General features: G+C 59.3%; 10 protein-coding genes and 1 pseudogene. 7 read left to right on the top strand and 4 right to left on the bottom strand.

Annotated features, from left to right (window positions below):
* Both BMW76_RS39390 and BMW76_RS39385 read right to left on the bottom strand, forming a co-directional pair.
* Positions 1–425, bottom strand: a 425-nt coding sequence (locus BMW76_RS39390) for an alpha/beta family hydrolase (RefSeq protein WP_322789348.1), incomplete at its 3' end; no start/stop codon positions are given.
* A gap of 763 nt (positions 426–1,188) precedes the next feature.
* Positions 1,189–2,160, bottom strand: coding sequence for an IS5 family transposase (locus BMW76_RS39385; protein ID WP_090874086.1), 972 nt, complete (start codon positions 2,158–2,160; stop codon positions 1,189–1,191).
* A gap of 42 nt (positions 2,161–2,202) precedes the next feature.
* On the opposite strand from BMW76_RS39385, the gene BMW76_RS39380 reads away from it, so the two are divergent.
* A protein-coding gene (locus BMW76_RS39380) for an IS3 family transposase (protein WP_090874088.1) occupies positions 2,203–3,314 on the top strand; the annotation gives its coding sequence in 2 pieces (ribosomal slippage) (positions 2,203–2,452 and positions 2,452–3,314; 1,113 coding nt in all).
* Positions 3,315–3,839: 525 nt separating this feature from the next.
* Here BMW76_RS39380 and BMW76_RS39370 read toward each other — a convergent pair.
* The gene (locus tag BMW76_RS39370; RefSeq protein WP_090874084.1) at positions 3,840–5,270 is read right to left on the bottom strand and encodes a cytochrome P450; all 1,431 of its coding nucleotides are present in this window, start codon (positions 5,268–5,270) and stop codon (positions 3,840–3,842) included.
* A 946-nt stretch (positions 5,271–6,216) separates the two neighbouring features.
* On the opposite strand from BMW76_RS39370, the gene BMW76_RS39365 reads away from it, so the two are divergent.
* On the top strand, positions 6,217–7,590 hold the full coding sequence (locus BMW76_RS39365; protein WP_090874083.1) for an FAD-binding oxidoreductase: 1,374 nt from the start codon (positions 6,217–6,219) through the stop codon (positions 7,588–7,590).
* 201 nt (positions 7,591–7,791) lie between these two features.
* Here BMW76_RS39365 and BMW76_RS39360 read toward each other — a convergent pair whose 3' ends face one another.
* The gene (locus BMW76_RS39360) at positions 7,792–9,465 is read right to left on the bottom strand and encodes a long-chain-fatty-acid--CoA ligase (RefSeq protein WP_245763579.1); all 1,674 of its coding nucleotides are present in this window, start codon (positions 9,463–9,465) and stop codon (positions 7,792–7,794) included.
* 884 nt (positions 9,466–10,349) lie between these two features.
* Here BMW76_RS39360 and BMW76_RS40900 point away from each other — a divergent pair.
* From BMW76_RS40900 to BMW76_RS39340, 5 genes and pseudogenes are all read left to right on the top strand, one after another.
* A pseudogene (locus tag BMW76_RS40900) lies at positions 10,350–10,620 on the top strand (hydrolase); the annotation flags it as partial.
* A gap of 132 nt (positions 10,621–10,752) precedes the next feature.
* Complete coding sequence (locus BMW76_RS39355) at positions 10,753–11,442, top strand: type 1 glutamine amidotransferase domain-containing protein (protein WP_090874087.1); 690 nt, start codon at positions 10,753–10,755, stop codon at positions 11,440–11,442.
* Between the two features lie 119 nt (positions 11,443–11,561).
* A complete protein-coding gene (locus BMW76_RS39350; RefSeq protein ID WP_090874081.1) occupies positions 11,562–11,846 on the top strand; it encodes a hypothetical protein in 285 nt (94 codons plus the stop codon).
* A gap of 273 nt (positions 11,847–12,119) precedes the next feature.
* On the top strand, positions 12,120–13,202 hold the full coding sequence (locus tag BMW76_RS39345) for an IS630 family transposase (RefSeq protein WP_090864977.1): 1,083 nt from the start codon (positions 12,120–12,122) through the stop codon (positions 13,200–13,202).
* Between the two features lie 14 nt (positions 13,203–13,216).
* Positions 13,217–13,513 carry a hypothetical protein gene (locus BMW76_RS39340; RefSeq protein WP_090864976.1) on the top strand — a complete coding sequence of 99 codons (297 nt, stop codon included), beginning with the start codon at positions 13,217–13,219 and terminating at the stop codon, positions 13,511–13,513.
* Positions 13,514–13,542: the final 29 nt, after the last annotated feature.

Genomic DNA, 13,542 nt, shown 5'->3' with positions numbered 1-13,542 from the left:
CCGGGCGCGCCCGCCGGGTGCAGCGGGAACGCGACGAAAGCGAGGCCACGCACACCGTCGAGTGGGGAGATGGCTTGGGCCTGGGACGTCATGCGGCCGCCGTACGACCTGCCGCCGGCGAAGAGCGGCAGGGCTGGCAGCCGCCGGCGGGCCTCTGCGACGGCTGCCTGCACGGCAGCATGTGCCACGGCCGGCGAGTCCACCCGCTTGGAGCCCCGCTCCATGTACGGAAACTGGTAGCGCAATGTGGCGACATTGGCCGCCGCAAGCGCGTCGGCCAATGACGACATGCCGGCGTGCTGCATGCCCGCCCCGGCACCGTGCGCGAAGACATACAGGGCTCGCGCGTCCTCCGGCACTCGGAGGAGTGCAGAGACCTTAGTGCCGTCGGGCAGTGCCATGGAAAGCGATTCTGGGTCGTCCATCGTATTCAGGTCGTGTCGTTGTGGCCTTAGCGCCGATTCTGCATCAATGAGGCATCGGGGAGCGTTTGTGGCGGCCTCCGGCAAGGCATTGCGCAGGCGGAGTTTGCCGGCCGATCCATGGAGCGCGCGCTCATCGTGAACGGCGCCGCAATCGCGATGTGTCGGTTGACGACCGCAGGCCCGACCTGTGGAGCGCAGCCTGATCCGCGCTTTGAGACATCTGCGTAATAGCACGCCTGCATCATTGTCAGCGAGCTGTTACGACACTGCAATCAGCGTCAAAGGAAGTTCTCGAAGGGCAGTTCATTTATCTGGCTCTCTGAAAGAGTATGTCCGGCTGCAGAAAGTTCTGGGCTCGGCCGGCGAGCAAATTGCGGAGGACACTGCCTTAACCCGGCCACAAGCCGCCGTACACATGCGCCGTCGGTCGGACGTTCAGGCGTCGGCTCCGCCCCGTAACCAGCCATCCGGTTGTGAAGACGAACGCTCCTTCATCGGCCTCAGCAGCCGCTGGCGCGACCATTCACCAACGGCAGGTATGGCGGGCTTTGCTGACTTCGGGCCAGCGACTAGATCGAATCGCAGGTTTGCTCCCGTTGTGAGGACAGGAAGCGTTTAGGGCAATGCTGATCAAGCCGTGTAAACGCGACTGATCGCGATTGAGCATGCGTAAACTTTCCGATAACCAATGAAGATGGTCATTCCGCTTCGTTTTATCGCGCCGCAGGCGTTCTGCGCGGGCTTTTCGCCCGTGTATCGCCCTTTACGGACGCACCTCTCCCGTAAATCGGCCTCGCGACATGTAGAGGTTCGCCAGTGCGAGTGCAACGAAAGCGCGATTGGCGTTCTTCGCCAGACCCCGATAGCGCACCTTCGTGAAACCCCACAACCGTTTGACCACGGCGAACACATGTTCGACGCGGGCGCGAATCTTCGATTTGTTGCGGTTCTTGCGACGCGCCACTTCATCGACGCTGTCCTTGCGGCGCGTGCGCTGATTCGTGAAGTCGCGGGCTTTTGGGGCCTTGCCATGGATCAGCGCTTTCTGGCTCGCATACGCGCTGTCACCATAGACCCGCTGCTCCTGGCCATGCAGAAGCTGTGGCAGTGGGTGTTTGTCGTGCACGTTGGCCGCCGTGACGACCGCGCTATGCGTCAGTCCGCTCTGGCTATCCACGCCGACATGAATTTTCATGCCGAAATACCACTGCTTTCCTTTTCGCGTCTGATGCATCTCAGGGTCGCGCGCCTGCTGCTTGTTCTTGGTCGAACTGGGGGCGGCGATCAACGTCGCATCCACGATGGTGCCGCTGGCAAGCTTCATACCGCTGGCTTGCAGCACCCGACCCACCTCGGCGAAGATTCGCTCGCCCAGTTTGTGCTCTTCCAGCAGGTGCCGGAACTTGAGCAGCGTCGTCGCGTCCGGAACGGGTTCGCTGCCCAGGTCAATGCCCACAAAACGGCGCAGGCTGAGGCTGTCATACAGCGCCTCTTCGCACGCAAGGTCGGCAAGGTTGAACCAGTGCTGCACAAAATGAATTCGCAACATGCGCTCCAGCGCGATTGGCGGCCGGCCGTTGCCGCGTTTCGGGTAATGCGGCTCGACCACCACGCAGAGTTCGGCCCACGGCACGAGCCTGTTCATCTCATCGAGAAACGCCTCGCGTCGCGTAGGTTTGCGCTGCGCTCCGAATCCCGCGCATTGATCTGACCTGCCCTGGAATTTTCGGACCAACTGAAACTTGAGAGAATGGCTTCCAACGGAAAAAAGGAAGTCATGAAGAAGAGCCGGTTTAGCGACGAACAGATGGTGACGATCTTGCGCGAGGCGGACAAGGCGCCAGTCGCCGAGGTAGCGAAGAAGCACGGAATCAGCGAGCAGACGATCTACAACTGGCGCCAGCATTTCGGTGGCCTGGAGGCGACCGACGTCAAGCGGCTCAAGCAACTCGAGCAGGAGAACGCGCGGCTGAAGAAGATGCTGGCGGAACGCGATCTCGAGCTGGACGTGATGAAAGAGATCAACGCAAAAAAGTGGTGAGCGCGCCCGCCCGACGCCAGCAGGTCGCTTACGCCAAAGCGCGGGGCCTGTCGGAGAGACGTGCGTGCGCGCTGATGTTGGTGGCGCGATCGGCGCTGCATTACGAATCGAAGCTCACTGTGCGGGATGCGCCGGTGCTGGCGGCGATGAGCATCCTGTCAGCGCAGCATCCCCGCTATGGGTACCGGCGGATCCAGATCTTCCTGGAACGGCAAGGCCATCCGATGAGCGCGGATCGCGCATGGCGGCTTTGGCGTCTTGCGGGGCTACAGGTGCCTCGCAAGCGTCCGCGCAGACGCGTGTCGGTCCGTCGCCCGCGGCCCCGGCCGGCGACGGCGGCTCGGCATGTCTGGGCGTATGACTTCGTATTCGACGCCTGCGCCAACGGCCAGCAACTGAAGTGCCTGACGGTGATCGATGAATACACGCGTGAGTGCCTGGCCATCGATGTTGCGGGATCGATCCGCTCCGGGCGAGTCATCGAGGTTCTGTCGAAGCTGGTCAGCGTCCACGGTGCGCCACGCTACCTTCGCTCAGACAATGGTCCGGAGTTCGTGTCGCGCGCCATCCTGAAGTGGGCAGCGGACAGCGGGATGGAAATGGCGCTCAGCGATCCCGGCAAGCCTTGGCAAAATGGTGCGGACGAGAGCTTCAACGGTAAATTCCGCGACGAGTGCCTGAGCCTCGAATGGTTTCGGACGCGCACCGAGGCCACGGTCGTGATCGAGCAATGGCGGCGTCACTACAACACCGTCCGACCGCACTCAAGTCTGGCGTACCTGACGCCCGACGAGTTTAAGCAGCTATATTGTTCAACTGACGCAACCGAGGCCATTCTCCAAGATTGAAATGGCCCGAAGAAATCAGGCAGGTCAGATCGACCGCCATCGCTAGCGTCAGTTGTTTCATCGTATTTGCTATTACCGTTGCATGTCCACGCTATAACGCATGACAACCATGATTGGTCGACTTGATCAGCATTGCCTTAGGGTTATTTGATGCCTGCCAGCAACGTGCAGTGGCGCACGCACATTCCTGCGGACGATTGCAGGCGTCGTAACCCTAAACGACTGGTGACGACTGCCCGTCGCTAACGTGCTTTATTTTCCGTCTTCCAAAGCGCACCTACTTGGCGTCGACCTTGTCATTCAATACAGAGGGCTTGGAAGCGAGCTGCCTCGAATCGAATTTCGCGTGCGCGACCAGGACGGTGTTACCGCGTATCTGGAGAGCGAGCCAGGCAATCTGCCTTTTTATGCCAGGTTTGCCCTCATCGAATTTCGAGAGTCTGGGCTGCCCCAAGGCCCAACGGTTTGGAGTATGTGACGGAAGCCGACCCATGATTCAGCCGATCTCCGTCAGCCGTCGGCAACTCAGGTAAGGGGGTGAAGTCTCACAGGCATCCTGTTCGGCACCATTGTAAAGGCGGAAATCTCTTCAATTTCCTCCGGATCGATTGCCAGTTCGATTCTGAAATGCTTCATCAACATTGATATCACGAGTCTCATCTCGACTCCTGCCAAATAGCGGCCCGGACACACTCGTGGGCCCGCGCCGAATGTCAGGTAAGCCTTCTGTTCATGCACACCGTCAGACGGATCCCGGGGATGCTTCCAGCGGTCAGGGTTGAATACCTCTGGATGCACGAAATTCTGCGGGTCCAGCATGCCCGGGCGCGTGAGGAAGAGCATACGCGTCCCCGCAGGTATGGCAACGCCGCCCAAGCACACTTCGGCTAGCGGCTCGAACGTCTGTATGGCTGCAACGGGCCGCAGCCGTAGGGCCTCGCTGCACACCGCCTCGCAAAGGTCGAGGTGCTTTAATGCATCGTAGTCCGGACACACCCGGGATTCACCGAGTGCTGCACATGACTGTTCGAAGAGCCGATACTGCAAAGGTGAATCCGGAGCAATGTACATCAGCGCCCAGGCAATTGCATTTGCCGTCGTATCTTCGCCTGCGACCAGCAGCGTCAGGACGTTCGCCGAGATCAGTTCGTCGGTCACCGTTGAATCGGGCTCGTTGCGCGCCGCAAGCATTGCTTCGAGCAGATTGTGCGGTGGCGAATCAGGAGACTGGCGGCGCATACGCTCACATGCTCGTTCAATCATTTTTTGAACGTAACGATGCACTTCCACCATTGCCCGCGCGAGCCGCCTGTCTTCCGGTAGCGTGACATAGTGCCAGTAAGGAAATAGCGCTGTGACCCGTCTCATGAGCGCCGGCAGTATCAGCGCAAGCTGTTCCTGTATCACACCGCGCTCCTGTTCGAGCGTATGCGGGTCCTCACCGAAGGCAAGCGTACTTGTCACGTCCACGGTATAGCGCTTAAGTTCGTCCGTCATTTCTAGCGTTCTATTCTCCTTTGCCGCGGTCTGCAGGCGAACGAGGAAACGCTCGGTAATCGCCGATAGCGTCGGATAGAAAGCCCTGATATTGGAAAGGGACAGCGCACGCATGATGAGCCGGCGCTGCGGTTCCCAAGCCGCGCCTTCGGCAGAGAATAGTCCGTTTCCGCCAAGTTCTGTCATAGCGGATTCTATTGGTGAAAAACGCCGATACAGGTTGGGACGCTCGCGCATGACAGTCTGAAACAGGTCAACCTGCGTCCAGACTGTTATCGGAATCGTGCCGAGTTGGACCCTGAACGGCGAACCGTACTGCCCCGCCCATCGCTCCAGGGTCAAGTGAAGTTTAGCGGGCGCCATCTGGAATAGGTTCCCCAGCAAAGGCAAGCCGGGCGGGCATGGCAGATCTGCGACAGTCCGCGAAATCTCATTCGTGTTGAGTTGAAGGTCCGCCATGCTTTCCTCCGCTTCGCCCGCCACTACGCGGCGACCACGAGCGTAAAGAACACTCTTGTAGAGAATAGATCACGGCTTCCCAAACGAAGTCCCTAGTCGAAGCTACTTCGCTGGAATATCGGTAGGTCGGTCGGGCATAACACCAAATTTTGGCAACCGGTAAATCTGGTAAACGCATGCATATATGCGGCTGCTAATACGGATCGTCGTCTCCGGCGGCCATGCCGCTGCGACTCATCACCACCCGGCGCATTGACTCGAGGTTTTTGCTATCAAGCGGGCTGCAATGTTGCGGGACAAAGGCAGATGGCTGATATTCACGCGAAGCAACGTTCGCATGACTAGAGTTCGATGAACGCTCTACAGAACGGGAATCCTCGACAGCAACGTTCCGGCGGTTTATGTGAACGCGTACTACCAGAGCAATAGTTGCCGTTCGCGCAACACACGAAGTCATTCCAACTGCCGGTTCACTTCGGAACCTAGTGGGTTCTCGATGGGAGCAGCTCGGCCATAGCCGACGGTCGGCGATGGGGCGGTGTGTCGGCTGCAGGTTGGTTTGCTGTCGTTCGCAAACCGGCGTCGGCGAATGGCACTCGGCCGCGCTAGCACGACGGCCGCTTCGGTATCGGCGGATTACTCGGAAGCCACTGCTGTTGTCTTGACAAAATCATTAGGCCGCCTCCAATGGCAGCGTGAACCGACCCGGTGACTAACCAAGTGCTGACTGCTGACACGGGACAGCTACTCCTGTATTTTAAGCCGCAGCCATCGATCGGTACCGTCGTCGATCTGTACGAAGCGAACCCTTGAGGGCGGAGAAATGCGTGGCGGATTGCGCCTCGCATTAGTCTGCATGTGCTGTCGTTGGCACCCTATAACAAACCAAGCTACACAAGCTCAATGCGAACGCATACGACTTGGGGCGAATTCGAGGAGAAAGGCCATGCTGCCGATTGGATCCCTGGCCGACGCTGCGGCCGACCTTGCTGCCACCTTCCGGGGGCAGCTCCTGAAACCCATGGACGTCGGTTATGAGGACGCGAGAAGGGTGCACAACGGCCTGGTCGATAAGCGGCCCGCCTTGATCGCCAGGTGCCACGGCGTGGCCGACGTTGTCGGGTCCCTCGATGTCACCCGCAGGCTCGGCCTCGAGGTCGCAATTCGCGGCGGCGGGCACAATGTGGCGGGACGGGCGACGATTGACGGTGGGGTGATGGTCGATCTTTCGCCGATGAAGGGCATCCACGTCGATCCGGAAAGCAAAACAGTCTGGGCGCAAGGCGGCGTCACCTGGGGCGAGCTCAATCGCGAGACGCAGTTGCATGGCCTGGCCGTTACCGGTGGCGTGGTCTCCAGCACGGGCATTGCCGGGCTTACCCTCGGGGGCGGGGTGGGCTGGCTGATGGGCAAATACGGCCTGGCACTCGATAATCTGCGGGCGGTGGACCTCGTCACAGCTGGCGGCAAGGTCTTGCGGGCGAGCAAGCAGCAGGAGCCCGAGCTTTTCTGGGCTCTTCGCGGCGGCGGCGGAAACTTCGGGGTCGCCACGAGCTTCGAGTATGAACTCCACCCGGTTGGGCCGACCGTTATGGGCGGCCCGATCATCCACCCGATCGAACGCTCCCGCGCCCTGCTCGAATTCTTCCGCAATAGCACACGATCGCTACCTGATGAGCAGACACTGTTCGCATCGCTGACGCATGCGCCGGACGGGTCCGGCACGGAAGTGGCCGCCCTGGTCACCTGCCACTGCGGGCCGTTGGAAGACGCCGAAAGGGCCATGCGGCCGCTGAAACAATTCGCGCTTCCCATCTTGGATGCCGTTGGGCCGATCCCCTACTCCCAGCTCAACCGCATGCTCGACGCCAACTTCCCGAAAGGCGCTCTCAACTACTGGAAGTCCAATTTCCTCACAGAGCTGAGCGACGCTGCAATTGACACCATGATTAGCTGCTTCGCGCGATGCCCGACGACAATGGGCCAACTGCTCCTCGAACATTTCCACGGCGCGGTCGCCCGGGTAGGTGTTACCGATACCGCATTCCCGCACCGCCGTGAAGGCTACAACTTCCTCGTGCTCGCTCAGTGGATGCAACCGGCGGAGTCCGGCGCATGCGTCGCGTGGGCTCGCGAAACCTACGAAGAGATGCGGCCTTTCTTTGCCGCCGGTCGCTATGTCAACTACTTGGACGACGACGAGACGGGTGAACCAATTGCAGCATACGGTTCCAATTACCGACGGCTTCAGCAGATCAAGGCCAGGTACGATCCGACGAACTTCTTCCACATGAACCAGAACATCCGGCCGCTGGCCTGACGGGGATCGTCCCAATGACGTTCATCTGCAAGCGGATAAACAAGTTGGCCTGTGTCGGCAAGCGGTAACTCGTACACCCGCGATGCTGCGGCTGGCCCAGGGCGAATGCTTCCGAACGCCGGTACTTTGAGGGAACTGAACGCGTACAGTCGCATTCTGCGCTAATACGTGCATGACAGAATTCCACCGAGGTTGAAGGTCTCAGGCACCATTTTCGCGCTCCTGCAGCAGTCTCCATTGCACCTTTCCACTACCCGTGCGCGGCAACGCGGAGATGAATTCGACGATCGTGGGTATCTTGTACGACGCCATGTGATCATGAGCCCATGCAATGATTTGCTGTGCCGACACATCGGCGCCGGCGCGCAACACAACGAATGCCTTCACTGTCTCCCCCCTGCGCGCGTCGCGGGCCGCAACGACACACGCTTCCTGAATCGCAGGGTGTTCGAAGAGTACGGTCTCGACTTCGGCGGGTCGTACCTTGTATCCAGAAGCGTTGATCATCCGCTTCAACCGGTCGACGAAGAAGAAATAGCCGTCTTCGTCGACATAGCCGAGGTCGCCGGTGCGCAGATAGCGTTTCCCGGAAACGTCGACGAAGGCATCGCGGGTGGCGTCAGGGCGCCCCCAGTAGCCCGCGAACACCTGCGGGCCGCTGACCAGAATTTCACCCGTTGAATGCGTATCGAGGAGCTCAAACGTGGCGGGATCGACCACGATCGATTCCGTGTCCTGAATGGGTATGCCCAAACACTGCTGTCTGGAGCGCTGCGGAGGGTTGATATGGGTCGCCCCGATGGTCTCGGACAACCCGTAGCCCTCCACATAGGGAACGGCCAAACGTGCTGCCATGCGCTGCGCCAGTGTCTTGGGCATGGCAGCGCCACCGCCACCCAGGAATTCGATTGAGCTCAGGTCGAAACGGTCGAGATCGGGCACGCTCATGAAGTCGATCATCATCGTCGAAATGGCGCTCCAATACCGAACGCGATAGCGCTCGATCAGCTGCGCGGCACAGCGACTGTTCCAACGTGTCATCACGACCATGGTCGCCCCGAGGAAGATGGCCGTATTCATGGTGTGCTGCATCCCGGTGACATGAAACATCGGCATCGTGCACAAGATGACTGAGTCCGACGACACATGACACCATTGCGCAGACGCAGCAACAACATGATTTGCACCTCGATGCGTATGCATACATCCTTTCGGGGCACCCGTCGTGCCCGACGTGTAGGGAATGACCGCGAGGTCATCGGGCGATGCGACATACGCCGACGGCTGCAGAGCGGCCTCGATTGCAGCATGCCAGCACACGGCTTTCGGTGAGACAGTCGCTGAGAATTCGGGGTGGGCCTCGAGGTCAGGCCCGGCCGCAGTCAGCACGGCCGGCAGCGGCAAGTCAGTCGCTTCGCGAATATAGTCCGCGTAGCGCGCCACGATCATGTGGTCGAGCACTTCACCGAAAAGCGGGCGGACGTTCCCGAATAGTTCATCGCCCAGCAGAGCGACTGTCGCACCGCAGTCTTCGACGATGCGTCGAAGGTCGGCAGGCGTATCCATCGGATTGGTCGGCACGACAACAGCATTCGCTCTCAAGATTGCGAAGTACCCGATCACATATTGCGGGCTGTTCTGCATGTACAGCGCAACGCGATCGCCACGCGCGACGCCGCACCGCTGCTGAAGGAACCCGGCCAGCGTATCCACTTCTTTTCGCAATTGGGAATAAGTCATCGCGCTGCCGTAGAAGTGAATCGCCGTCTTTTCCGGATAGCGGGTGGCAGAGGCCTGGAGGTTGTCGTACAGCGTAGCCTGCGGCAATGAGAGATGATGCGCAAGGCCCTCGGGCCAATATGGCGAATCCTTCACGTCTATCCCCTTGAAAGGTCGCGTCGTGTACCATTGACGGTTGATATCGACTTCCCTGCATCTCTTCCATTGTCAAGGTGCGGCCCACCATGGTGCCGGCTTTCAGGCGCGCCGATGTCTGCATTCCAATCACAACCCGGCGGTGTACAGCTGGCACCATGTCGGCTGCTGTCCTTGCGGGCGCATCTCTGCGGAAACATACATTGTGACCGGCGCCGCTGCCATATCGCACCCCTTCTTCAATAGCTGTTTCAGGGCGTCTCCATACTAGAGCCACGGTGTCGAGACAGGAGCATGTTGGCTTGAAGCTGACGACCGGTACGGTCCCCTCGTAACAGTTATAGACCTGAACCTGGCCGCGCGATATCGCAAGTCTCCCCGGCGCCGAACTCAATGCATTGCACGCGCTCTGCGCAGTCTTCGGAGGTTGTGGCTCACGGACTAGACGACGGGCGGTCAAACATCATACGAAGGGCAAGACGGTTGCTGGTGGGCGCGCGGTGAGCAGGAGGCCATCCCCGGCATGCTGTATAGGCCTTACAAAGTTCATTTGGAAGTCACGCCTGCACTTTTGGCTGTTCATGCGCGATACCTGTGGGCAGGTAGCCTGACTCGCGATAGCTCGATGTCGCGCGAACAACAAGATCGCCGAAAAATGACAGTGCGGGTGAGTCACTCATTGATTTTTCACTGCAGGATTTCTAGTCTTCTTCATAGTCTTTTCCGCGCTGCCGACGGCATGTGCAGACGCCAACCCTGTCGATAGAATCGAGCGACGCAAAGTCCGCGGGTTCTCACGATGAGGCCGTTATCCGTGGCACTTCTTTCGAGGTGACGTTCATGGTCGGATTTCCAATTGTTAGAAGATGTCCGACCCGCACTGAATGGATGGATCAAACAGGATCGATCCAAAGCTCGAGGTGCTGACACGTGAAAATTGTCAGCTGATTGTTATCGATCAGCAGCCGCAGATGGTGTTCGGTGTCCCGTTAATCAACCACCCGGCGCTGCAGGACAACACGTCAACTTGCGATGGCGGCACGGGTCTTCAAGATCGCGACCATCATCCCGACGATGGATTCCGGAAACTTGTCCGGCTTCACTTATCCGGAGCTGCTTGATGTTTTTCCCGGGCAGAAACTGCCTGAGCGCACCTGCGGGGCAATTCCGACGAATCGTCCCGCCATACCAGCTTCGTTACGACGCCGTTGAAGTATGCATATCGAAACCGACCGTATGGAATTGCCATTTCAGAACGCTTCCGAAAGACCATGCAAGGAGAAAGTCATGAAGATTCTTATGGTTTTGACCTCGCACGACCAACTGGGTAACACGGGCCACAAGACGGGCTTCTGGCTCGAGGAACTTGCTGCACCTTACTATGTGTTCAAGGACGCGGGGGTAGATATCGTTCTGGCGTCACCCAATGGCGGCAAACCACCGCTTGACCCGAAAAGCAACGAGCCCGACTTTCAGACGGACCAAACCCGTCGCTTCGAAGCGGACTCCGCTGCGACGGCAGCGCTTGAGAGCACGTCAAAGCTCAAGGATGTTGCACGCGATGAGTTTGATGCCGTCTTTTATCCTGGCGGCCACGGCCCGATGTGGGATCTGGCCGAAGATCGCGATTCCATTGGCCTGATCGAACGCACGATTGCTGCGGGTAAACCGGTGGCCCTCGTCTGTCATGCGCCTGGCGTGCTGCGACATGTCAGGAGACCCGATGGCAAGCCCCTGGTCGAGGGCAAGTCGGTGACTGGTTTCACGAATACAGAAGAGGAAGCCGTTGGCTTGACGAAGGTAGTGCCGTTTCTCGTGGAAGACGAACTCAAGGCGAAAGGCGGCAAATTCTCGAAGGGCGCCGACTGGCAGCCGTATGTGCTGGAAGACGGCCTGCTGCTCACCGGACAAAATCCGGCGTCTTCAGGGCCGGCTGCCAAGGCATTACTGTCGAAACTGGTCAAAGGCAGCGAGTAGTGGCTCCTCGATGATCCGGCTCAACGTGACCGACCATTCCGTTTCATCGTGAACGCCGGTTCCGGTAGCGTGACCGATTTTCCGTGCATTCCGGAATCATCGGTCACGGTACCTGATGGGTGAGTGTCGAACCGCAGCGCAACGGCGTTTGGAAAATCGTCCGTCTCGGCGATTTCCAGGCGGCGGAAACTTCGCTGGATGTTGCGCCTGCCATCTTCACTCTCACGATAGGTCCGTCAATTTGTCTGTATTGCTACATCGCATTTCTGCTCGCGCGGCAAGGCCGACTGGTCGGCGCACCAAAGAAGCTTGCCTGGATCGACACCTACTCCCTGGAGGCCTATCGCGATTGTTTACTTCTGGTGGCTGCGCGTTGCTACGAAGAAACATTCGCGATGATCTAGGGCTAAGCTGAACATTGCCTTTTCACACAACCTCGGCCATTTGCTGCCGGTCATCTGTCCCGCAGAGCCGCCATTCGAACGGCTGGTCGACTGTCGATTCCCGACGTTAGACTCCGTTAGATCGAGCGTATGCGCGCCCGGATTTACCCGTCACAGCTCGGCGTGGGGCCGATTTATCGCTTTGAAGCGTTACCCGCGGCGAGCACAGCAGGATCGACTAGTACGACATCCCGTAAATACGTTGAATAATTAAACCTTGGTTATCATGTCGGGATGAGCCGAGGCCGTCACGCAACGTCAGTGAAGCTGACGAAGAAAGAAAAAGAGAAACTCCTGTCGCTGATCGCACAGAAGACGGCCCCGCAGCGGGATGTGATGCGGGCTCGGATTGCGTTGTGGGCACATGAGGGACACTCGAATACTGTGATTGCGCGAGAGCTCGGCGTATCGGTGCAGACGGTCAGCACGTGGCGCAAGCGCATTGCGCGGCAAGGCGCACAGGGCATTCGGGAAGGTGAGCGCAGTGGCCGTCCGCCGCGCATTGCGCAGGAAACGCGACTGCAATTGATTGCGTTGGCTTGCGAAGCGCAGGAACCGCAGGGGCGGCTCACGCCGACGCTCGACGAGATCGTGACGCGCGCAATCGAGCGCGGCATCGTCGAACAGATCAGCCGTAGCCATGTTCAGCGGATCTTGCAGGCCGGCGACGTGCGCCCGCACCGGGTGCAGCAATGGCTACACAGTCCCGACCCCGCCTTTCGCGAGAAGGTCAATGTAATTTGCAAGCTGTATCGCAAGGCGCCCAAAAACGCGGTGGTGCTCAGCATCGACGAGAAGACAGGTATCCAGGCCATCGAGCGCAAGCATCCGGGGCGTGCACCGGCGGCGGGACGGCTGCGTCGTCGGGAGTTTGAATATATCCGCCACGGTACCCAGGCGTTGATTGCTGCGCTGGATGTGCACACGGGAAAGGTGTTGGCAGAGTGCCGCGAGCGGCGTACCCAGGACGATCTGGTAGCCTTCATGGAGCGCGTGGCTGCTGCATACCCGGGCAAGCAGGTGCACGTGGTTTGGGACAACCTGAACACGCACCGCGCCCAGGCCGTCTGGCAGCCGTTCAATGCGCGACATGGCAAGCGGTTTCACTTCCACTTCACGCCGTTGCACGCGAGTTGGGTCAATCAGATTGAACTATGGTTTGCGCGCTACACGCGCCGGGTATTGCGCCATGCCAGCCATACCAGCACCGCGCACCTGCGCGAGCGAACCGCGCAGTTTATCCGCCAGCATAATCAGGCAGCGCGCCCCTTCAAATGGAGTTTCCGGGGCTACCCACTACAAACCGGCGCAACGTAATCGAGGGGACCGACGTGCCAGCCATACCCACCAAACATTACGCGGCCGAACTTCAGCGTCAACTACGCACCTTGCTCGGCCATGACCAAATTGTTACGCAAGCCTACGGACGTCACCTGCTGATCAAACGTCTGGACGATGAGGAGCCCACTGTTGTGGCGCGCCTCACAGAGCTCGGCCGCAATCGTTATGGCGCTGCCTTCCGCAGCCATAGTGGTCGTTGGGAACCGCTGCCCGGAACCGGCTCGCTCGAGGAGATGGCCGATGTCGTCGTCACGCTCCTGCAGCCCTATTTACAGTCGGATAATTAATCAAGCAATTTACGGGATGTTGTACTAGC

Source organism: Paraburkholderia diazotrophica (assembly GCF_900108945.1).
Lineage (GTDB): Bacteria > Pseudomonadota > Gammaproteobacteria > Burkholderiales > Burkholderiaceae > Paraburkholderia > Paraburkholderia diazotrophica.
Note: the sequence above shows the minus strand (reverse complement) of the source record. Positions and strands in the feature narration are given on the sequence as shown.